This is a genomic window from Candidatus Neomarinimicrobiota bacterium (genome assembly GCA_036476315.1).
Taxonomy (GTDB): Bacteria; Fidelibacterota; Marinisomatia; order Marinisomatales; family S15-B10; genus JAZGBI01.
The window spans coordinates 1-21,756 of sequence record JAZGBI010000039.1; the positions used below are offsets into that span (position 1 = coordinate 1).

The window sequence follows — 21,756 nt, forward strand, 5'->3', positions numbered from 1 at the left end:
AATTCACCACTGTGGCGGTCGATCCAAAAGTCAAGAATATCCCTCCTCCTCCCTCACCGGCAACGTTGTTGGTTATGATAGAGTTTATGATCGTGGGATTTCCGTCAATCGCCATTCCGCCGCCAACCTCTTTGGCGATGTTTCTGTCAATTATGCAATTCATTATTGTAGGTTCGCCCGATATATAGACTGCTCCCCCCTTTCTACCCGCCTGATTCTCGGTAATGATACAGTCCCTGACCGTGGCATGGCCGCGAATTATCATACCCCCGCCATTACCACCACGACCGTAGAGAGCATACTTCCCATTGTTTGAGATTCTACAGTTTCGTATCTCAGCGCTATCACTGATCACAACGGCGGATCGTTCAACGGATTTATCAGATGTGTATACCCCTGTAATGATACAATCACTCATTGCGGCCGTTCCAGAGAGGATCACTCCTCCTTTTTGAAACGTGAAACCCGTTAAGGTACCGCGATTCATGACTGCTATGGTACCGCCATGTGACACGACCACTTCTTCCGGTCCCCCCACTCCTTTGATATAGATGTCCTTACCCACAAACAAGAACGGACGGGCATAGGTCCTGGGATTGACATACTCGACAAAGACTGTATCCCCGTCGTCAATAAACGGGGTATCGTAGGCCTCCTGCATCGATTCATACTCGGCAGGTACCAATAGGGAGGTTGTGTGCAACACGAACTCTTCGGTTTGTGCGTCACGAGCATTCCCCGCGGTATCCTCAATCCGAATCCTGTATCGAAACGTTTCGTCATCGTTAAGAGTATCGGTGTAGGTCACCTGCAAGGGATTCGTGATCTCGACCCTCTCTTCCCACACTTCTTTACCGTTTTTCAGCGTCGACCGGTGGATCGTATACTTTGCAAAGTCTGTGACGGTAATCTCCGACCACGTAAGGACGATGGGTCTTTTCTGGACAATTCTGGTCCCCCCGTCATAATCATGACTCAGCTTGAAGAGATCCTCTTTCCCGGTGGGTTCCGGGGTAAAGGGATTGTCACATGTCATCACCAGGAGGGTAAAGGCAGGAAGGAATAGAAAGGAGATTCGCTTCATATACTGACCCGCAGGATGACAATCTCCCGGTACTGCCGGTAGTAGTTGAAAAAGAGGATGTCCAACTCTGAGTCCGACTCCTTTTCCCCTCTTGACATCAAGTTCCTTAGAGTGTAACTGAGACTCAAGTTCACCCTTCCTACCGTTTTCCGAAACGTGATGTTGAGATTGGCGTCACGCCTCGGCTCAAACAATCGACCGAACGAACTGCCCATGACGAACTGCTCCCCTTCACTGAACAAATCATAGCTTATGGCCACCCAGTCCATATCAATGTCCGCTGTGACAACATACCGAAATCCCGGCCGATTTGGAAAGATCAGCGGATTGTCAATATCCAACATGGTGTAATTGGCCCCAAAACGGAGTTTGTCCGCAAGAAACGATGCCTGAACTGCGGCTTCCACACCCTGGATATCCGCCTGTAGTTCGTTGTAAGGGTAAGGCGGTTCATAGTTTTCCTGAAGTTCCTCCGTGTGCAGATATCCAATTTTGTTGTCGTAATTGTTCCGGAAATAGGCGCCGCTGAACGCAAGTTCCGATATCACCGGGGTCGTAAGGAATTCTGTAAAGGAGAAGTGAACATTTACTTCCATGGAGTTTAGAGATTCCGGTCCGAGCGGCAGCAGACGGAGGGAGTCAAAGTAGGTGGTCGCTTTTACAAATACATCATTCAGAGTTGGAAGTCGCCGATTATTCCCCTGGGTAAAAAACACCTTGTAGCCAAACTGGTTGGTTAAACCCTCCATCCTTAGTCCGAGGCGGCGGCTGAAGAAGCGTTCTCTGTTTTCACCCTCATTCTCCCACACACCTGTGGTGTCCCCATCCACATATCTGACAATCGTCCGTTCCAACCGGTCCGTATACGAATCATCCATACGACCGCTCAGTTCAATCTGAAGACGTCGTAGAATCGGGCTATCTCCTTCAGCAAACCAACGTCCTACAACAGCGAAGGCACGTGTTCTCCGGGAAATTTCACTCCACCTATCGGTGGCATATTTGAAGTCGGGGCGCCAGTACAAAGTTCGATCCCCGGTGAAATCCTGATTCTCCTGTTCAAATTGAGCCGTTGCATTCAGATATTTCAGGCCAAAGTCCTTGCTGATCCGGTAGGAGAACGTCTTATCGTCAAGTCTCTGGTCTAGGTTATCGAAAAAGTTGTTCGTCTCCGTCCAAAGCCTGTTTCCACCAAAGAATTCCCAACCCGTCATTCGCCACACATCTCCCCTGTACCGGAAGCTGCCGATGACCTGATGATCCCCCAGTGCTACATCTCCCGATGGATAAGTAAGACTATTCTTCAGTTCATACCACCGGCCGCTGAACTTCCCGAATCGAAACCGGCCGTCACCGAGAAGATGGGCAAAAAATGAGCTGGTGAGGGTTCGACCCTCGTATTCCCTCGAACGTCCCGAGATCTGTCCTCCCACTCCTACAGGCCCTAAAACTCCCGTTGCCCCAAGCGACAGATCACGATCGTCCTCAAAAGAAAGACCATCGCCCCAATCCACAGACAGACTGTTCCTGGTTGCCCCCCGTGTTTCCAGGTTCAGCACACCTCCCAGATTTCCCTGCCCGAAAAGGTAGGTGTTCCCCCCTCTCAGCACCTCTATTTTTTGAAGTGTATTGAGATCAATCTGAGAAAGGTCAGCCACACCCGTATTGGCGCTGTTGATCTTGACACCATCCAGATAGACTGCGACTTCATTCGAATTGCTTCCTCGAATACTCACAGTCTGGACACCTGAGCTTGCTTCGTCTACCACCACGGAACTGATTCGCCTCAAGGCGGATCCCACATCCCTGGCTCCCTCAATCTGAATTGCCTCAATATCGATCACATCCATGGCTGTTGATGCCTCTGCCTGAGCTCGAGTCCGCTCCCCCACGACAGTTACCTCTCTTCCTTTCAGAACTTTGGGCACCAGTCGGATCTTCAGGGAAGTCTGAACCGATACGTTCATTTCCCGTGTCATGTATCCGATGTGGGTAACCCGGAGTCTTACAGGCAGCTCTCCCTCCCATTCTATTCTGAATTGACCCGATGTGTCAGTACTGGCACCTACCTCCGTTCCAACTATCAAAAGGTTGGCTCCTATTATGCCCTCGTCATTCTCACTGTCTACAACGACACCCTTGATAACAAATTCGGCCTTCACGAACGTAAAAAAAGTGTGATCAGCATCAGGATTTTCTTTAGTTCCAGAGCCATAGCGTTTGAATTTAGCGCCTCAAGGCGGTTGTACGAAGGCCAATCTGGGCGTAGCGCGTATAAGTCTGTGGTTTTATTGTAGCCCGTTTGTTCATGGGCTTTCATTGAGCTCAACGCCCGCACACTACTTGAATCCTGTAGCTAGTTTCCATTCACTTTTTCCCGCTTTGTCGGGATGACAAAATCTCCTACTTGGTGCCGATGAATTTGGTACTTTCATGCCTGGCGGCAGACAGGTCTGCCTGAGAAAAGTACAGAAGAAAACACAGTATGGATAATCCCACGACACGGATGAGGAGGGTCCGGGAGTGTAGTGAATCGAGGTCCATTGGATAGTATTGGGATTGGACAGTGGCCACAAGATTTTCCATGCTTCAAAACTGGGCGTTCCGTTTGGTTTTCCAGGGGGGATTGTTTAATTTTTGTGAGGCCACGATATTACAGGAGCCCGATACCCATGAGAGAACAGTTTACCGTAAGAGCAGCGGTGAGTGTGGTTATAATGTCCATTGTGCTGTCGGTACTCCTCACGTCGGGGGCCGCATTCCTTCTTCAGAATAACGGCGGCGGAACATTTATCCGACCCGTAACTCTCATATTCGGAGAGTCTGTTCTCCTGGTTCCCGTCTTCATTTTTCTTGCCAGACGAACGAACAACATCCGCCGCGTTCTCAGGATCAACGCCGTTCCCGCCACCACTCTCGGCATCACCGTCATCTTTTCCCTTGGAGTTGTTGTATGGGCCGATGAAGTGGATCGACTTATAACTTCTGTTTTCCCTCCGCCCGACTGGTTGCCTCAGCTCCTGCGTGCGGATGATCCTGTGTCCCTTCTTCTGATCTTTTTGGGCGCCGTGATTCTTGCAGCAGTGGCAGAGGAAATTCTTTTCCGGGGTTTTCTCCAGAGCGTACTTGAGAATCACTGGAAGAATGTCACGCGAGCAGTGCTAATCACAAGCCTTCTCTTTGCCGTCATCCATTTTAATCCCTCCGGGATGATCCAGATCTATCTGCTGGCTATCCTCATGGGCTATCTGGCCTGGCGAACCAATTCTGTATTTCCAAGTATTGTCATGCACGGCATTAACAACGGGCTTGCCTTCACTTTTATTAACTGGGGAGAGTATCTGGAGCCCTGGTACGCCTGGCGGGGACACGTGTCACCCGTGATCCTCATCGGCGGGGCGGTGTTGACCGTCATCGGGTTCCGACGCCTGTCAAATTCGAGGGGGTGAATCGATGAGGTGCTTACCAGCAACAAGGAAAGGATGGGACACGTGATGACCACCAAATCGTTTGGAACGGGACGCATGTCGGAAAGGGAGGTGGTGGTTCTCCTGGACACTTTTCGGCGACTCATCCGGCGGCGAGCGAGAGTCAATCTCGTTAAACTGATTCATAAGACACACTCCGCTGATCTGGCTCTTCTCTTTCGATACTTTACTGATACACAGCGGCTGGACGTCTTCAACCTGATGAAGGAAGATAACCGGGCCGGTGAATTGCTGAGCGAACTGGACACGTCGATTGTTCAGTCACTGCTGGAACCGATAGAAGCCGAACCTATCGCGGAGTTGTTGAAAGAAATTGGCTCGGACGATATGGCTGACATTCTGGGACTTCTTCCTGATGAGAAAACCAATTCGATTCTGGACACTCTGAAGAAGGAGGAACTGGAGGAACTTATGGCCTATCCGCAGGATAGCGCCGGCGGTATCATGGCGGTGGATGTCTTTTCTCTTCCGGAAACGATGAAGGCAAAGGACGCCATCGACTCGATCCGGACCTATTATAAAGAAGCCGAAATGGTCTTCTACCTGTACGTCACAGAAGAACACAAGAGACTTACGGGCGTCGTCTCTCTACGAGAGCTCGTTACGGCAGACCCGGACGCGGAGCTGAAGTCTATTATGACAAAAGAGGTGGTATACGTCTCCCCGGAAACCGACCAGGAAGAAGTGGCAAGACAGGTTTCCCGCTATAACCTCCTTGCCGTCCCGGTGGTGGATAATGACCGCACTCTTCTGGGAATTGTGACAGTGGATGACGTTGTGGACGTCATACGTGAAGAAGCCACGGAAGACTTCCTTCAGATGGCAGGGATAGGAAAAGACAGGGAAATCTTGCTGAAACCCGTATCTGAAAATGTGAAGCTTCGGTTGCCGTGGCTTTTTGCCACGTGGGTGGGCGGGTTGATGGTCGCCTGGATATCGGGAATCTTTGAACCCGTTCTTATGAGCACGGTGGCTCTCCCTGCTTTTATACCTGTCATCATCGGAATGGGAGGGAACGTGGGAACGCAATCCTCCACCATCATTATCAGAGGATTTGCAACCGGGAGAATCCAGCTCTCCCGCATAGGACAGGTTATCTGGAAAGAGATGAGGGTTGGAATCCTGCTAGGCATTTTCTACGGTTTCCTCCTGGGCGTCGTTTCCACTTTCTTGAAGTTTTTGAATGTGTCACCGATGATCGGACTTGTGGTGGGGTTGTCAATTTGCATTTCCATGCTTATCGCCACATCGATAGGGACACTTGTACCCATCCTCCTCAGGAGGCTCGACGTGGATCCCGCCGTCGCTTCCGGTCCTTTCGTCACCACATCCATCGACATCCTCGGTATTCTCGTCTACTTTCTCATTGCGGCCCATTTCCTCATCACCGTCTGAGCTTTTCGAGCATTGCTCCCTCTTCTTTTCCACATCTTCCTGGGCCTTTACGCGATCATTCTGATTTTCTTCCTGCTCGGCCTTGTGAGACGGGGCCACCCCAGAACAGAGGATCGTCACTCGGTCAGTGTGGTGATTCCGGTGAAAAATGAGAAAGATCATATTGTGAGAATCCTGACGGAAGTAACCCACCAAACGTATCCCAAAGAGAGTTATGAGATCATCATTGTGGATGATCAATCCACAGATATTACCCCAAATGTGTGCCGCTCCTTTGCAAAAGAACATCCCAACCTCACGTTGCTGTCAACGAAAGAGAATTCTTCACCCCTGCGGTTCAAGAAACGACCTCTGGATATGGGAATCCGTCACGCATCGGGAGAGATAATCCTCCTCACCGACGCGGATTGTCATGTCTCCAGCTCCTGGATCGAAGTCATGGCATCCTACTTCACGACACAAGTGGGTGCAGTCGTCGGTTATGCCCAGGTGTCGCCTTCAGTGTCAAGCTTCGAGAGGATCCAAGCCCTCGATTTTCTCCTGCTCATGGCAGCGGCCGAGGGGACCACACAAATGGGAATTCCCCTTGCATGCACGGGTCAGAATCTTGCTTACCGGAAGGAAGCTTTTGAGGAAGTGAAAGGATTTTCATCCTTTCCCCATGCCGTGGGTGGCGATGATAACCTGCTTCTCCAGCGGATCAAACACCAGACAGACTGGAAAATCGCCTTCGCCTCCGATTCCTTCAGCTACGTCAGCAGTGCTCCGCTTCCCACACTTCGGGATTTTGTCACCCAGCGCATGCGATGGGCAAGTGACTCTTCTTACGTTCGGCAGTACGACCCTTTCTTCTTCTCTATTATCATCATCACATTTGTCGTGAATCTTCTACCGCTGACCATGCTCGCAGCTTCGCTGTGGACGCCGGCACTCCTGATTCCCCTTGCGAAGGGATTGGCTGCAAAATTCGCAGTGGAAGGAGTCCTGATGATGAAGGCCACCCGGGTATTGAATCGCCGTGAACTGAGAAAAACGTTTGCAGGCTGGTTTCTTCTTCAAATCCCCTATGTAGTGGCCATGGGCATACTCAGTTTTGGCGGTCACCGGCTGCAGTGGGGAGGAAGAGAGAAGTGAGTCTTCCGAAGATCATTCTCCTCGCTGGATTCCTGACTTCATTGGGCGCTGAGACATATCACTATACCATCTACTTCTGGAAAATCCCGTGCGTCCATATTACGATGACCATTTCTGACACTGGAGAGGCAAGACGCACCGAACTTGATTTCACAACGAGGACAACGAAGGCGTTTTCTTACATTTTCCCCGTGAACAGCAGATACCGGACCATACTTGACGCGCAGACATTCCAGATGCTTCGGTATGAGAAAAACGTGGAACAGCCCAATCTGAAGCAGAAGCTCACGATTCTGTGGAATGCCCAACAGAAGGTGTATCAATCTGATAGCATCCATTATGAACGCCCTGAAGGGACTCATAACATTTTCTCGCTTCTCCTGCGCGCTCGTTCCACTGACTGGGAATCCCTTGACATGCAATGGTGGCCCATGGATCATGAAGGCCGTTTTCTTAAATCACGTTTTCTCTGGGTCGATTCAACAGAAATCGATCTGGATGGGGAGAGACACGTCACTGACCACTACCGGGTTGACCTGATACCGGGGAACTCAGATGCTCATCTTGTGGACGTGACCGATGTGTTTACCTGGGGCATCGGCCTGGAGGACTGTGTGCGGCAAATCTGGATTGAAAGAGGGGAAGAAAGACGTATATTGCGCGCCGAGGTGAAAGTCAAAGGATTCACCCTCTTCGCCGAACTCGACAATGAGTGACTCACCATCCAGAAGAATAAAAACTCTTTTTCGCCACTACTGGAAGGTTCTCCTGTTGTGGGGAATCATCCTCACCGGAATCCTGGTGGCACTCAACTTCGGGATTGACACGAAAGTCATTGCCATTGCCACCATTTTCCTTGGTGTAGTCACCAAAGCGTTTGCCGGACTGGCCGCCATCGTATTGTTGATTCCGGTGGTGGGACCATTTATCGTAAAACTGTTTGCTATTCCGCTGTTTTGGATCCTAAATGCTCTCGGCTACTTCGTGTCGGTCATCGCCATCAAGAAAGGGTATACAAAAGAAATGATGCAAACGAAAGTGCTGACGATAGCCCTGATGGTGGGGATCCTTTTGGGCTATATCCTCGGACACCTGATACCCATTCGGTAGAACTATCAGTCCTTGATCCGCTGCCTCTGGCTATCTTGTAAGAACCCGTTTTCTTTTCATTCAAAGCGACCGATTCCTTCGGCTATGTAGTGTGTGATCGCAATGTTTACCATTCCTTAGCCTTCGCCTCTTCCTCTGGCTCAGAACGTAAGCACTTTCACACTCTCAATCGTCCACTCGGCTAAAGTATCCACGCCACTCTTCACAATCCCGTCAATCAACATTTCTTGAGATACCCCCCGGGCATCGCAACATGTACCTCAGGCGTGGACATCATAATCGCGCTTGAGCAGACCGTTGATCATCCTGCCAATATTGTAATAGCCGTCGGGGGTCTTCTGGTCTTTCAGTCCGCAGAATATACCATCATCCATCAAGAATACTCTCACTGGCTCCTTTTTCTTCACTGTGGAGAGAGCTAGTCGCAAAGCGTTGTAAGACTTCTCCGAGCCGTATGGAGCTTCATTCAATATGAACGTAATCATCGGGTCATTTCCTCATACTTCTCATCATTCCGGGACCTCTCCGGCCCATCATTTTCGCCCTGGCCGCCGGCATGTCAATCTGCATCCCGATACATTCCTCCCCTACCATATCCATCATCCGTCCCATTCCAAGGGACCCTTTGGGCATCGCCATACAGTTGCCATACCTGCCCGTGGCAATCGATTCAAGATAATAGACCACCGCCCATAGCTGAGACTCGTCCAGTGCGCCTTTGTAGGAGGGCATGGGCGTACCTTCCACACCGGTGACCAATATTCGATAGAGGTCTTCAGATCTGTCTCCCATCTTTCTCGGCGTCCTGGTGAGATCTGGCATTTGCACCGGATTCTCCCGGCTATCCCGTAATTCGAGGGCTGAAAGACCATCACCTCGACCACTTGTTCCGTGGCACTTATCACACCCAGCTTCGCGGTACACTTGGGCACCAAGTGAGATCATGTCGGGCGTCTTGAGGGGAAGCTTCGGGATAACAACACCTTCTTCAAGTAGACGAACCGGGTTTTCCTGAAACCGGGGTGAAAATGATTTCATGTGTTCCACAACTGCCCAACGTTCTTCGTCTGTCAGGTGGATTTGCCCTAGCATACCCGTTCCCCTCACCCCTTCTGTAACACTGCGGTAAAGATCGCTGCTGAAAGGCAATGAACCGGGATACGTACTCTTGAACTTATATTCCCCTCGTGTAAGATCTGTCGGTTTGGTTCTGAACCGGTGGGCTTCCTTGCCGTTCCCGTCTCCGTTTTCACCATGGCATATGGCACAGTGTTGCTCGTACACGTTCTTCCCCAGATCCAACCTGCTCTGCCGATCAATATCCCCGGAAGATGACGGGTTATCCCCTCGAATGGAAACAGGTACGAAGGTTACCGCGATGATTGTGAGCAGTGAGGGAAGGATCAAAACGGTTTTACTCGCCATGGTTTAAACTCCCTTATTCTGTTCCAAATGTCCTTTCCGCTTTCGCCATTAGATAGGCTTTGCGCACTGTTTCATCACTGATTCCGAATTTGTCCAGCAACGGCGGTGGCGCCAGTCGATAAAACAATTTTGCGGTTACATTTTCTACACCTTCTGAGGGGAACTTGTACACCAACCGCCTCGTTTCTTCAGGTCTCAATCGGGTATCCTTCACAATCCTCGACGCTAACCACGGCATCGAAGGGACATTCCCCTCGAGATCAGAGAAAACTATATGGAAAACACCGAACGGATCCTCCTTGGCCGGGTTGTCAGTGAAGTTCGTCCAGACCTCCTGACCAGCCGGACCCAAGGCACTGACTTTCAAAAAGATCATCCTTGCCGGAGGACCGGTAGGGAGTAAGTGGGCGGAACCTGTATTTATGACTTCTACAGTGGCAATCACTTCGCCTTCGAACTCTTTCACATTCAACTCAATCGTAGCCGCTTCCCTTAGCTTTGCCGGAGAATAGGCACCGGAAAAATCGTGCCCCGACATATGACAATCCACGCAAGATTTGCCTGCCGCGGCCAATTGGGATTGCTTCCACTCAAAATCCGTGTCGCAGATGGTCAGATTCCCACAACTTCGTGTTCCCGGGATATCCAGCATATCACCGTGACACCCCGAGCAGATGCGACTGTTTTCAAACAATTCCGAATAGACAACTTTATGCCTTCCCGGCTCCGAATCCTTTTTTGTCCCTCGCTTGACCCCACCCGGATCATATTCGTTGGGCCACTTGTCCGGATGATCGGTGAGTTTCGTGATCGAGTGGCAAATATCGCAAGTTATCCCCTCACTCGTTATCTCTTGCTCCAAGCCAACATCACCATTGATCTGGCTCACCGGAGCGTGGCAGCGGATACAGTACAGCTTCGTCTGGCCATCGGTATCCTTCTGTGACAATTCGTAAACATATGCAAAGAGAATATTGGTGGAAGGCGTCGACCGGGCGTGACGTGAGCGTGACCATTGATCGTAGATCTCTTGGTGACATCCCTTGCACGTAGCTGCGCTTTCTATCCCAGCGGGTTCCTGAGCTGTCAGAACACCTTCAAGAAGGGTTACGGTAATGAATAGTAAGGATCGCAATAGTTTGATCATGATTCCTCCAACATTACTAAGAGCCTGGATACTCTTCCCACAGTTTTGACATATCCTCTAACCGTTCCATGACCGTTTCCCTCATTACCTGACAGGCCTCCACAGTTTTCCAGTCGGCAATTCGGTAATAGATCGGGCTAGAGGTTTGGGAAGTCGGCAAAGTATTCCTGCAAACTCCTCACTTTTGGACTCCCCTTCTGGAGGGTCCGGATTCCTCGGACGGCCGCCCGAGCGCCAGAAAGGGTCGTGATGACCGGTACCCCGTATTGAATTGCTGCTCGGCCAATGGCATATTCGTCATACCGTGACCGGGAACCAAGAGGTGTGTTCACCACCAGTTGAATGTCACCGTTCTTTATCCCATCCACCACATTGGGGCGACCCTCTCCCACCTTGAAAATCTTCGTGACTTCAATGCCGTTGCGCCGGCACGCCTTTGCTGTCCCTTCTGTTGCCAGGATGCGAAATCCCATTTCTGCGAAATCCCTGACTATGGGTATCGCTTTCATCTTGTCATTGTCGTTCACCGAGAAAAAGGTGGTCCCACCGGTGGGGAGTCTTTCACCACCTCCTATGAGGGCCTTCGCAAACGCGTCCCCAAACCTGCGGTCCAGGCCCATCACTTCTCCTGTTGATTTCATTTCGGGACCGAGAAAAACTTTTTCCCGGGGAAACTTGTTGAAGGGGAAGACAGGCTTCTTCACAGCGACAAAGTGGTTTTCTCTGCTTCCAGGTAGACGATAGTCGGATAAACTCTTCCCCAGTGCGAGTCCTGTGGCAATTTTGGCCAGTGGGACATTCGTCGCTTTGCTGACAAATGGAACTGTCCGGCTGGCCCGGGGATTTGCCTCCAGAACGAAAACAGTGCCGTCCTTCTCGGCAAACTGGATATTGATCAGACCCACCACCTCCATTTCAAGGGCAATGGTGCGGGTGTAAGTCTCCAACCTTTCAAGCGCATCCTCCGTAATCCAGTACGGAGGAATCACACACGAAGAGTCGCCGCTGTGGATCCCCGCCTCCTCGATATGCTGCATGATACCGCCAATAAAAACATCCTTCCCATCGCAGAGAGCATCGACGTCGAATTCGAAGGCATCTTCAAGAAAGGCATCGATGAGAATGGGGTGCCGGGGGGATACCTCGGCGGCGCGACGAACGTACTCCATAAGTGGTCTGCCGCCATAGACGATCTCCATGGCCCGTCCACCCAGTACGTAGGAAGGTCTCACAAGGACGGGATAGCCAACCCGCTTCGCCACGGCGACTGCCTCTTTCTCTGACATGGCCGTGCCGTACTCAGGCCTCGGTATCTTCAGCCGGTCCAGAAGTGCCCCAAACTTCTTCCTGTCTTCCGCCAGATCAATCGCTTCCGGAGAGGTGCCCACTATGGAAACGCCCGCCTCTTTCAGTCTTCCTGAAATGTTAAGCGGGGTCTGTCCGCCGAACTGGATGAGAACCCCCTCCGGCCTCTCAAGTTCGACGATGTTCATTACATCCTCAAAGGTAAGAGGCTCGAAATAGAGCCTGTCGGTGATATCAAAATCGGTGGAAACCGTTTCCGGATTGCAGTTGACCATGATCGTTTTCCAGCCCAGTTCAGTTGCCGCGAAAACGGCCTGAACACAGCAATAATCGAATTCGATTCCCTGACCGATTCGGTTGGGACCCCCTCCCAGGATCATGACCTTTCTCCCTTCCAGGGGCTCCACTTCATTCTCCTCCTCATAGGTAGAGTAGCAGTAAGGTGTCCGGGCCTCAAATTCCGCCGCACAGGTATCCACAATTTTGTAGGAGGGTAGAATATTCTCTTCCATGCGGCGGCTACGAATATCCGCTTCGGACGAGTCTACCATCCGGCCAATTTGGAGATCAGAAAAACCATCCCGTTTGAGAGATTTCAGTTCGTCGCTATCCACATTTCCATCCCTGCTCCTCCGCACGACTATCTCAATTTGGCGAAGAAACCAGGGATCGATACCTGTAGTGCGGTGGAGATCATCGACGCTCTGTCCATCGAGAAACGCCCTGTGGATCTTGAGCAGGCGGAACGCCGTGGGAAAGCGAAGTTTACTCATGTCCAGGGGGCGCTTGCTCCGCCGGCTGGCGGGCTCGAGTCCGTCTAAACCGATTTCCAGGGAGCGAAATGCTTTTTGGAGTGATTCCCGGAACGATCCACCGATGGCCATCACCTCCCCCACCGATTGCATCTGTACTCCAAGGTGACCCGACGCTGATGGGAATTTTTCGAAATCCCACCTTGGGACTTTTGTCACTACGTAGTCAATGGTTGGCTCAAAAGCGGCCAGGGTCTTTCCCGTAATGTCATTGGGTATCTCGTCAAGGGTGTATCCGACAGCCAGCTTCGCAGCGACCTTGGCAATAGGAAACCCTGTCGCTTTCGAAGCCAGTGCTGACGAACGGCTCACACGGGGATTCATTTCAATGATCACCATTTGACCCGTTTCCGGGTTAACGGCAAACTGAATATTTGAACCCCCTGTTTCGACACCGATACCCCGGATACAGGCAATGGCCCAATCACGCATCTTCTGGTATTCCGTGTCTGTCAGGGTCTGAGCAGGGGCCACTGTGATGGAATCGCCCGTATGAACTCCCATGGGATCGAGATTCTCAATGGAACATACAACTATGACGTTATCGTGCCGGTCCCGGATAACTTCCAGCTCAAACTCTTTCCATCCCAGTAACGATTCTTCAATAAGAATTTCAGAAATGGGGCTTTCCTCCAGTCCTTTCTCAGCCAGATCGAGAAACTCCTCCTGGTTGAATGCGCTGCTGCCGCCACTACCACCCAGGGTAAAGGAAGGCCGGATAATAACGGGGAAGGGAAGCTGTTCCGTCAGGGCAACGGCCTCATCCAGCGACTTTGCAAACCCTCCCTCGGGTGCGTCAATTCCCTCTTTTTCCATGCACTTCTTGAACTCTTCCCTGTCCTCGGCACGCTTGATGGCTTCAATACCAGCCCCGATGAGCTCCACGCCAAAATTCTCCAGTGCGCCACTTCCATGGAGTGACACGGCCAGATTGAGCCCCGTCTGTCCCCCCACTGTTGAGAGAAGGACGTCCGGCCGTTCCTTTTCTATGATGGCTTCAACGAATTCCAGGGTGAGGGGTTCAACATAGGTTGCATCCGCCATACCGGGGTCTGTCATGATAGTGGCAGGATTTGAATTCACAAGAATGATGCGATACCCTTCCTCCCGGAGAGCCTTGCACGCTTGAGTCCCTGAATAGTCAAATTCACAAGCCTGTCCAATCACGATGGGACCGGCACCCAGGATGAGAATCGACTCTATGTCAGTTCTCTTAGGCATCTTGATTTATGCAGGGATGCCATCTTTTGGGGATTTCTTCTGAACGCGTAGAGAATCTAGAAAGTCGTTTTCTCAAAAATCTTGTCCTTAAGACCTTGATTAACTTTGTATCTACTGAACTGGAGACGCACGGTGCCCTGAAAATCCGATTCAACGTCCGGAGCGTAAGACTCCCCGGAATCTCCAAATGGTCCGCTCATTGGGTCATGATCCCCCAACCTGCCGAGAAATCTGCCCCCTATGCTGAACGAAATCTCTGTGAGCCCGGGTAGCTGTATCCCACCATTCAGTTCCTCATAGTCAGTCACTATGGACAACATACGTGTTGTATCAACAAAAGTCTCAATTCTGACAATGACCCAGCGCTTTTCATCCACCCAGAGACGGGAGGTGACACTAATTCCCTGTTCCCCTTCATCACCCCACATCTTGAACTTCAGCGAATCGGGATTCACCATTCCCTCAACAATGATGCAGGAATCGCCATGAAGCTTCTCCCGGCCAGCCACGTGCAGATCAAACAGATTTGAAAAGCTCCGAGCCGGCGACATGGCCAATCCCGTCTTGGGAACAACTGCAAACCCATCTGATTCCACCTTCACTTTGTCCGGTTGCTTGAAATAGAGTTCCACGGTTTTGTTGGGCATGCGAAAATAGGGCATCTCCACAGATATGTCCACTCTGGCTGTATAATCCTCCACTTTGTTGAACTGGTTCGTCAATCGATTCAGGATCGTGTCCACCGTCATCGATTCTTCAGGAAAAGTGCCCACGTCCTGGAGAGGAATGAGGGGTCTACCTGAAGCAGCGAATACCAGCATGAGAACCATTCCTGTCACGACAGAATTTCCTTTCGTGTGAAGACCGCAAAACTGACCCCTATGAAACCGAAGGTGTAAAGAGCGAGCGCCGATATACTCTTTGCGATATCTGCCCAGGGAATTGGATCGTAGAATGCTTTTTTCCACAGGTCAAAGTAGGAGGTGAACAGGTACGGTCTGATTGTTTCAAACAAATCCAGAGGTATGTTGGAAACGGCAAGGCCCACAACGATGACGGCCATGGCGCCAATCATCGGTCCAATTCCATTATTCACCATGGTGGAAAACATGAAGCAGAGGGAGGCTACCACACACATAACACCAATGGCAAAGACAAACGACAGGCCAAATCGCAGCCACGCCGTCCCTTCCGGCAGAATCAAGATTCCCCGGTGAAAGATGATCAAATCGCCCGCACCGAGCCAGAGGGAGCCAAGGCCCAGACTCATAACAGCAAAGAACACAATCAGAGCGGCTGTATAGAGATAAGTGGCAGCCAGTTTCGAAAGGAGGATCTTACTCCGGGAAACCGGCCTCGTGAGGTATATTCGGAATGTACCAGCAGCTCCTTCACCCGCCACTACATCTCCAGCCACGAGAGTTATGAGGAATGGGATATGGACCCAGAGAAAATTCATGACGAAATAGGTGGCCAGGAATCCGTTAAACATGGACCCGACCATGACGAAAGTATCTTGCAGTTGACGGGTCATATCTCTCTGGATCCCCCCACCGCCAATTTTGAATCCCCATAGAATAAGGGGCATTAGAACTCCGATGACAATAAATCCAAGAAAGCTCCTTCGCTTTCCGGAGATTTTTGTCAGTTCGTTTTTTACCAGGCTGAACAGCATCATTCTCCTGTTAATGAAAGAAAGTAGTCTTCTAATGATGTCCTGGGAATAACAGCCGACACCTGAATTCCGTTTTCCACAAGCGTTTTTGTAAGGTCAGACAGATCCGTGGAGGAAATGGTCACCTTTAATGTATCTCCCACTACAGAGACAGTCTTGACATATTCAAGTTTCTTTAGGACCGTCTGGGCCTTATCCAGGGGAAACGCCTTGATTTCGGTGGCGAATAGCTCCCCTTTTTCCAATAGGTCAGCTACCTTGCCGGTAGTCACCATCTTCCCCTCATTGATGATTGCCATAGAGGTACACACCTGTTCAACCTCATGCAAAAGGTGAGACGAGAGAAAAATGGTTGTTCCCCCGGAGGCCAGGTTCACAATGAGTTCTCTCACTTCCTTCATTCCCTGGGGATCGAGTCCTGTTGTAGGTTCGTCAAGAATCAACACTTTCGGTTCACTAAGGAGTGCCTGCCCAATTCCCAATCTCTGTTTCATACCGTGGGAATAGGTCTTGACCCTGTCATTTCCCCGGTCCATAAGCCCCACATGCTCCAAAACGCGATCAATCCGGCGGTAAGGAAGGCGTTCCAGATTGGCAAGCATTTGAAGATTCTTCCTTGCCGAAATGTTCTTGTAAAACGACGGCTCTTCAATGAGGGCTCCCACGCCCCGCAACGCTTCATTCCGGAACTTTGAAATGGATTTTCCCAATACTTCCACATCACCCGCATCGGGCTTGATAAGCGCCAGCATGAGCCGGATCGTGGTGGACTTTCCCGCACCGTTGGGCCCAAGGAAGCCGAAGATTTCCCCCTCTCCCACTTCCAGATCGAGATTAGCAACTGCCTTTCTTCCTTTGAAGAATTTTGTCAGATGGTGAGTTCGAAGAACAATCTCACTCACGATTGCCTCGTCCTCATTGAATCGATGAACTCCCGGAAGAGATACCGCGAATCGTGCGGACCTGGACCTGCCTCAGGGTGATACTGAACAGAAAAAGCGGGGAAGTCCCTGCACCCTAACCCTTCCACCGTATTGTCATTCAAGTTCCAGTGAGTGATGTCCACCTGGGAAGGTAGCGAGTCCGGATCGACAGAAAAACCGTGATTCTGACTCGTGATTTCAATGTTTTTCCGCGGGACATTCCTGACAGGATGATTTGTCCCATGGTGACCGAACTTTAACTTGTACGTTTTCGCTCCCAGAGCGAGAGCGAGTATTTGATGTCCCAAACAGACGCCAAAGAGGGGTGTTTTCCCAAGAAGCTCCTTCACGGTATTTGTGGCGTAGGACACGGCAGCGGGATCACCCGGACCATTTGACAGCAAGATTCCATCTGGGTCAATTGCCATAATGTCATCGGGTCCAGAATTTCCGGGGAAAACTGTCACTCGACAATCGTGCGATGAGAGGAGCCGGAGGATGTTCCACTTTATTCCATAATCGATCGCCGCCACGTGAGGACCACCGTTCGCACCGGAAGAATCTCCCTTCCAGGTATGCGATTCCTCACAGGTGACTTTTGAGACAAGATCCAGGCCAACCATGTGGGGGACTTTCTTCAGTTTGGCGAGCAGGGAGGATTCTTCCAGGTCGACCGTGCTGATGATGCCATTCATGGCACCCTGACTCCTGATATGTCGGGTGAGAGCCCGGGTGTCCACCCCCTGAATTCCCACGATGCCTGCGGCTCGGAGATAGTCCCCTATCGACTGAGTGGCACGAAAGTTGGAGGGCGTTACAGTCTCTTCCCGCACCACGAATCCTTCCACATGGATGCGCGACGATTCAACGTCACGGTCATTCACACCGTAATTCCCTATGTGGGGATAGGTCATGGTAACAATCTGACCCGTGTATGAAGGGTCTGTGAGTATTTCCTGATAACCGGTCATACCCGTATTGAAACAGACCTCGCCTGATGTCTCTCCCTGGGCTCCGAAACTCCAGCCCCGAAACGTCCGGCCATCTTCAAGCACCAGTATGGCAGGCTTGTTACCCGTCATTTCTCCCCTGTCGTCAAAACCACGGTGCCCAGATTGAACGGATATGAACGGACATTCTTGAATCCAACCTTTGTGAAGATGTGGGACAACTCAGCAGCTGTGTAAAATCCTTCTACGGAATGAATAAGATACGAATAGGCAGGCATTTCTCTCGGCAAAAACAGATTCCCCGGCCGAATCCCTTCTCCACCTCAGGCTCCTGCCAAAGCTGAACAGATGATTCAGTAAGTCGTATCTTTTTTCAATGCGGCGAAACATCACCCCCATATCATCTTTTGTACGGATAAAAAAAGAGCCCCGATAGTGGGGCTCCTTACCAGTCGAATTGTGACTCTTCTCATCCAAGCCAGACGCCAACTATCAGAAGAACTCCCGTCACGAGGTGGAGATTGATGGTACCAGCATTTGCCGGACGGAGAAGCCGGTCATCGTAGTGCCTGAACATGGTCCGTGTCGCCGTAACGGCGAGATATAGCGCGGGAAGGACAATGAGAGAAAGGAGAGGAAGTACGCCGAGAAAAGCCATGACTCCAATCAGGGTAAAGGCACCGCCAACCAGAAGAACGTATCCGTACCGGGCTCTCACTTTTCCAAGGACAACAACCAGAGTTTTTTTACCCGTTGCTTTGTCGCCCGCAAGATCGGGGAACTCGTTTATCCAAAGGATGGCTGCCGTCAATAAGCCCACCGGGATGCCCGCCAGAAACGCCACGGGCTCCAACCGGCCTGTCTGGACAAGGGTGCTTCCCGCCACGATCAACGGTCCGAAATTCAAGGCCACAATCAACTCGCCGAGTCCTTTGCGGGCGCAGAATCGCAGTGGGGGCGCCGTATAGAAAAGGCCCGAAAGAGCGCCAATGATACCCAGATAGAGAACTCCCAGCCCGGCCTTCAGTATGAGTGGGATGGCCACAATTCCTCCAAGAACGAACGAGACCAAAGATACGGTCAACATTCCCTTAGATGAAATAAGACCCATCTGGATGCTGCGACTACCGCCTGTAAATGGGACAATATAGTCAAACGTCGCGTCATCTGTACCGCTCGTGTAGTCAAAATAGTCGTTTGCCGTGTTCGTTCCCACATGAAGCAGCGCGGCAGCTAGAAGGGTCATCCCAAGAAGTCCCGGATCAACCGTGTAGCCAAGAAGTGAAGTCACCGCCCCACCGAGCAGTACCGGGACGAGTGTCGCGGTAAGGAAAGGAGCACGGGTGATAACGAACCAGCTGAAAATTTTCGTAACGAGACTGATCTTGGGCTCCACATCCTTGACATCTGCGTCCTCCAGGGGAGTGGTAACACCACAGTAGCCCACGTGCTTATCCTCGCTGTAGGTGGGGGTAATGCGTATATGCGCGGCCAGCTTTTCTCCTCCTTTTTTTATAAAAACAGTGTCCCCATCCCAGGCGCCCTTTTCTCTGGCCTCCTTTAGCCATTTGGTCACATGACCGAGCACCACACGGCCCGGGGAGAAGAGACTGACTCGCTCTTTCCCGATGACTTCATCGGGAGTGTAGCCAAAAAGGGTCTCTGCCCCTTCACTGTAAGTCTCAATCTTGCCATCAAGATCGCAGGTGATCACACTTTTGACATCCTCACTCATAGTGCTTCCCCTCTCTGCTATTCTTACTCATTCTTTCAAACAGACCCCATTAGACAAAGCTGACGGGAAATTTAAGAAGGAAATTGAGGGAGTAAAAAAGAATTATGTTCATTAAACTTTCCGGACGAGTGATATCGTCAACACGAACAGACCAGTCTACTCAAATTTCCGGTCCTCATGAAACTGACCGTCATCATGCCCGTCTACAATGAATCAGACAATCTGAACACAATTCTCGAGAGGGTTCAGAAGGTCAACATTGAGAAAGAAATCATCATTGTCGATGATGGTTCGACGGATGGCACGGGAGAAATATTAGAACGATTGAATCTTAAGGATGCAAAGATCTATTCCCATCCTAAGAACATGGGCAAAGGGGCCGCCGTTCGCACGGGTTTGAAGAACGCCAAAGGTGATATCATCATTATTCAGGATGCCGACCTGGAATATGACCCAAGGGATTATCACCACCTTGTCCAGCCTATTGTGAAAGGAAAAACATCCGTCGTCTATGGCTCCCGGCGCCTGGGAAAAAGTTCCATCTCCTACGCACGTTTCCTCTGGGGCAACCAGATACTCACATTCCTGGCAAACCTACTCTATGGAATACACCTCACGGATCTCTACACTTGCTACAAGGTATTCGATCGTAGAGTACTCAAAAACATCGACCTGAAATGTCGAACTTTTGAGTTTTGTCCAGAAGTTACAGCCAAACTGACCAGAAGGGGATTTTCGATCCTTGAAGTACCCATATCGTATGAGCCCAGGTCTTTTTCACAGGGAAAGAAGATCCGGTGGTACGATGGACTTATCGGATTCCGAACCCTCATCCGCTTCAGGCTATGGAACTGAAACTTTGATCAATATGAATCCATTCATCTTGCGACGAGAAACCCAGTTTTCCGACGAGCGATAGTGATTTCTCACTGTGTTGATCAGTGAAGTTCTGTGTACCATTGTGTGTTGTTTTTGGTCACGTTTTGGTCACGTTACCGTAATCGGGTATCCGATTTACAAACTGTGCAGCCAGATCGAAGTTAGGATGCGTGTAAATCTTGGTGGTCTCACTTGATGCATGTGCCAGCAAGATTTGACGGTCCTCAATCGGTAGCCCCATGTCCCTGAGCGTGTTGTTGAATGTAACCCTGAAGCTATGAAGCGTCGCCTTGGGTCTTCCTTCAGCTTCCAACAACGCCTGCATGTATTCTCGTGGCTTCCTGATGGAGGTGATCAGCTTCAATTCACTGTCAACATAAAGATCAGGGAACAGAGGTTCATCACTGCTACTTCCAACAGGTATTCCTGCCAGTAATACAGTAGCCAGTGGGAACTCGTGAATCCGTCTCGACTTGCGAACGAAGCTGACAATTCGCCCAAGGCTGTCATTTCGAGAATCTTCCTGTAGTTGAGCTTGAAAATCTTTGCTACTTCTTTCGGTGTTAGAAGTTCATTCATAATTCAGTTAATGCTTAGTTCAACTCCCACAATGTTCACAGAATTTCCTCACAAAAATCGGTTCCACATTTCAGACAGTTTTCCACGCCTTCAGGGATTTCTAGATACCATTCTTCGCATTCGGGACACCTCCGGATACACTTTGTCTCGCTTCCATCCTCTGCAGAAAGCTGATACTTTAGATAGTCGCTCTCGAAAAAGAATCGCATTACCTCGACTTTTTTGCCGTCTCGCTGTTGTCGCAATCGTTCGTCACAGTATGGCTTCCAATCTTCTGGTGGCATAACCTGGAGTGCTGTCTCCAACATTTCTCTCTGTTTAGCGGTAGGATGCTGACCCCTGTAGTTAACTTCCCCTATGAAATACTCAAATAGTCTCTGAACATCTGAGGGGGTATCGTCCCCCTTCTTTCCATTCTTGGCCTTCTTATCATTATTGAAAGGGGTCCGTTTGGTCTCCGTTTGGTCATTCGTTAGGTCTCCGTTTGGTGGTTCACTTCGTGATATGTTTGAGCCGTCCCCTCGACCAGAAATGGGTCCTGGTTTTGGTAGTCCATCTGGAGACTCATTTTTGAGCCCTTTTTCCTGCCAATAGTCATAGTTCTTGATCGTAATAGTGCTGGAGACATTGGTGCTCACAACCTCAATGTGTCCGTCTTGTTCAAGTTCTGTAAGAAATCGGTTGAGTTTACCTAGGCTCCATTTCCAGCGTTCTGCTAGCGTTCTCTTGCTATATGCAAGTTGGCCAATTCTAAGGTTGATCCTTATACCACGCTTTCTCACGTAACCCGGTTCAAACTTTGCCAGCATGATCATATCTACCCATGCTTGCCCTCTTGTGAATTCTTCCTGCAACCAAATCGGGTGATTGCAGAGGTCTCTGTGGATTCTTACC

The 21,756-nt window shown here is 50.5% G+C and carries 20 protein-coding genes and 1 pseudogene; 6 read left to right on the forward strand and 15 right to left on the reverse strand.

The window, feature by feature from the left end; translation table 11 throughout:
• The 3 genes from V3U24_04090 to V3U24_04100 all read right to left on the reverse strand — a co-directional run.
• A partial coding sequence (locus V3U24_04090; GenBank protein ID MEE9166629.1) for a right-handed parallel beta-helix repeat-containing protein occupies positions 1–1,084 on the reverse strand: 1,084 nt, incomplete at its 3' end.
• Positions 1,081–3,246: a TonB-dependent receptor gene (locus tag V3U24_04095; protein MEE9166630.1), complete on the reverse strand. Its 2,166-nt coding sequence runs from the start codon at positions 3,244–3,246 to the stop codon at positions 1,081–1,083. The genes V3U24_04095 and V3U24_04090, both read right to left, overlap by 4 nt.
• A 241-nt stretch (positions 3,247–3,487) precedes the next feature.
• Entirely contained in the window at positions 3,488–3,670 is a 183-nt protein-coding gene (locus tag V3U24_04100) for a hypothetical protein (protein MEE9166631.1), read from the reverse strand.
• A gap of 86 nt (positions 3,671–3,756) precedes the next feature.
• Between V3U24_04100 and V3U24_04105 the strand changes: the two genes are divergently transcribed.
• The 5 genes from V3U24_04105 to V3U24_04125 all read left to right on the forward strand — a co-directional run bounded on the left by V3U24_04105 (position 3,757) and on the right by V3U24_04125 (position 8,211).
• A complete protein-coding gene (locus V3U24_04105) occupies positions 3,757–4,533 on the forward strand; it encodes a type II CAAX endopeptidase family protein (GenBank protein MEE9166632.1) in 777 nt (258 codons plus the stop codon).
• Between the two features lie 9 nt (positions 4,534–4,542).
• Positions 4,543–5,967: a magnesium transporter gene (gene mgtE, locus V3U24_04110; protein ID MEE9166633.1), complete on the forward strand. Its 1,425-nt coding sequence runs from the start codon at positions 4,543–4,545 to the stop codon at positions 5,965–5,967.
• A 132-nt stretch (positions 5,968–6,099) separates the two neighbouring features.
• Positions 6,100–7,101 (forward strand): glycosyltransferase, encoded by a 1,002-nt coding sequence (locus tag V3U24_04115; GenBank protein ID MEE9166634.1) that lies wholly within the window; start codon positions 6,100–6,102, stop codon positions 7,099–7,101.
• Entirely contained in the window at positions 7,098–7,817 is a 720-nt protein-coding gene (locus V3U24_04120; protein ID MEE9166635.1) for a DUF3108 domain-containing protein, read from the forward strand. Before V3U24_04115 ends, V3U24_04120 begins: the two co-directional genes overlap by 4 nt.
• Positions 7,810–8,211 (forward strand): hypothetical protein, encoded by a 402-nt coding sequence (locus V3U24_04125; GenBank protein ID MEE9166636.1) that lies wholly within the window; start codon positions 7,810–7,812, stop codon positions 8,209–8,211. Before V3U24_04120 ends, V3U24_04125 begins: the two co-directional genes overlap by 8 nt.
• Before the next feature lie 140 nt (positions 8,212–8,351).
• Here V3U24_04125 and V3U24_04130 read toward each other — a convergent pair.
• The 9 genes and pseudogenes from V3U24_04130 to menA form a co-directional block, all read right to left on the reverse strand.
• A pseudogene (locus V3U24_04130) lies at positions 8,352–8,696 on the reverse strand (DsrE family protein).
• A gap of 4 nt (positions 8,697–8,700) precedes the next feature.
• The gene (locus V3U24_04135; protein ID MEE9166637.1) at positions 8,701–9,636 is read right to left on the reverse strand and encodes a c-type cytochrome; all 936 of its coding nucleotides are present in this window, start codon (positions 9,634–9,636) and stop codon (positions 8,701–8,703) included.
• A gap of 13 nt (positions 9,637–9,649) precedes the next feature.
• Positions 9,650–10,783 (reverse strand): multiheme c-type cytochrome, encoded by a 1,134-nt coding sequence (locus V3U24_04140; protein MEE9166638.1) that lies wholly within the window; start codon positions 10,781–10,783, stop codon positions 9,650–9,652.
• A gap of 137 nt (positions 10,784–10,920) precedes the next feature.
• The gene (carB, locus tag V3U24_04145) at positions 10,921–14,121 is read right to left on the reverse strand and encodes a carbamoyl-phosphate synthase large subunit (protein ID MEE9166639.1); all 3,201 of its coding nucleotides are present in this window, start codon (positions 14,119–14,121) and stop codon (positions 10,921–10,923) included.
• 56 nt (positions 14,122–14,177) lie between these two features.
• Positions 14,178–14,960 (reverse strand): hypothetical protein, encoded by a 783-nt coding sequence (locus V3U24_04150; GenBank protein MEE9166640.1) that lies wholly within the window; start codon positions 14,958–14,960, stop codon positions 14,178–14,180.
• Complete coding sequence (locus V3U24_04155; protein MEE9166641.1) at positions 14,957–15,799, reverse strand: ABC transporter permease subunit; 843 nt, start codon at positions 15,797–15,799, stop codon at positions 14,957–14,959. Before V3U24_04155 ends, V3U24_04150 begins: the two co-directional genes overlap by 4 nt.
• Complete coding sequence (locus V3U24_04160; protein MEE9166642.1) at positions 15,796–16,698, reverse strand: ABC transporter ATP-binding protein; 903 nt, start codon at positions 16,696–16,698, stop codon at positions 15,796–15,798. The genes V3U24_04155 and V3U24_04160 overlap by 4 nt, the downstream gene beginning before the upstream one ends.
• A complete protein-coding gene (gene carA / locus V3U24_04165) occupies positions 16,695–17,801 on the reverse strand; it encodes a glutamine-hydrolyzing carbamoyl-phosphate synthase small subunit (protein MEE9166643.1) in 1,107 nt (368 codons plus the stop codon). The genes V3U24_04160 and carA overlap by 4 nt, the downstream gene beginning before the upstream one ends.
• Positions 17,802–18,138: 337 nt before the next feature.
• On the reverse strand, positions 18,139–19,404 hold the full coding sequence (gene menA, locus V3U24_04170) for a 1,4-dihydroxy-2-naphthoate octaprenyltransferase (protein MEE9166644.1): 1,266 nt from the start codon (positions 19,402–19,404) through the stop codon (positions 18,139–18,141).
• Positions 19,405–19,581: 177 nt separating this feature from the next.
• Between menA and V3U24_04175 the strand changes: the two genes are divergently transcribed.
• Complete coding sequence (locus V3U24_04175) at positions 19,582–20,259, forward strand: glycosyltransferase family 2 protein (protein MEE9166645.1); 678 nt, start codon at positions 19,582–19,584, stop codon at positions 20,257–20,259.
• A gap of 121 nt (positions 20,260–20,380) precedes the next feature.
• Here V3U24_04175 and V3U24_04180 read toward each other — a convergent pair whose 3' ends face one another.
• The 3 genes from V3U24_04180 to V3U24_04190 all read right to left on the reverse strand — a co-directional run.
• The gene (locus V3U24_04180; protein ID MEE9166646.1) at positions 20,381–20,647 is read right to left on the reverse strand and encodes a tyrosine-type recombinase/integrase; all 267 of its coding nucleotides are present in this window, start codon (positions 20,645–20,647) and stop codon (positions 20,381–20,383) included.
• Complete coding sequence (locus tag V3U24_04185) at positions 20,644–20,862, reverse strand: hypothetical protein (GenBank protein MEE9166647.1); 219 nt, start codon at positions 20,860–20,862, stop codon at positions 20,644–20,646. Before V3U24_04185 ends, V3U24_04180 begins: the two co-directional genes overlap by 4 nt.
• A gap of 35 nt (positions 20,863–20,897) precedes the next feature.
• The coding region (locus V3U24_04190) for a hypothetical protein (GenBank protein MEE9166648.1) at positions 20,898–21,756 on the reverse strand (859 nt) is incomplete at its 5' end.

Coding starts and splice junctions, on each gene's coding strand:
- V3U24_04100 (MEE9166631.1), bottom strand. CDS start 3,670: ATGGAAAATCTTGTGGCCACTGTCCAATCCCAATACTATCCAATGGAC.
- V3U24_04105 (MEE9166632.1), top strand. CDS start 3,757: ATGAGAGAACAGTTTACCGTAAGAGCAGCGGTGAGTGTGGTTATAATG.
- V3U24_04125 (MEE9166636.1), top strand. CDS start 7,810: ATGAGTGACTCACCATCCAGAAGAATAAAAACTCTTTTTCGCCACTAC.
- V3U24_04135 (MEE9166637.1), bottom strand. CDS start 9,636: ATGGCGAGTAAAACCGTTTTGATCCTTCCCTCACTGCTCACAATCATC.
- V3U24_04140 (MEE9166638.1), bottom strand. CDS start 10,783: ATGATCAAACTATTGCGATCCTTACTATTCATTACCGTAACCCTTCTT.
- carB (MEE9166639.1), bottom strand. CDS start 14,121: ATGCCTAAGAGAACTGACATAGAGTCGATTCTCATCCTGGGTGCCGGT.
- V3U24_04155 (MEE9166641.1), bottom strand. CDS start 15,799: ATGATGCTGTTCAGCCTGGTAAAAAACGAACTGACAAAAATCTCCGGA.
- carA (MEE9166643.1), bottom strand. CDS start 17,801: ATGACGGGTAACAAGCCTGCCATACTGGTGCTTGAAGATGGCCGGACG.
- menA (MEE9166644.1), bottom strand. CDS start 19,404: ATGAGTGAGGATGTCAAAAGTGTGATCACCTGCGATCTTGATGGCAAG.
- V3U24_04175 (MEE9166645.1), top strand. CDS start 19,582: ATGAAACTGACCGTCATCATGCCCGTCTACAATGAATCAGACAATCTG.
- V3U24_04185 (MEE9166647.1), bottom strand. CDS start 20,862: ATGAATGAACTTCTAACACCGAAAGAAGTAGCAAAGATTTTCAAGCTC.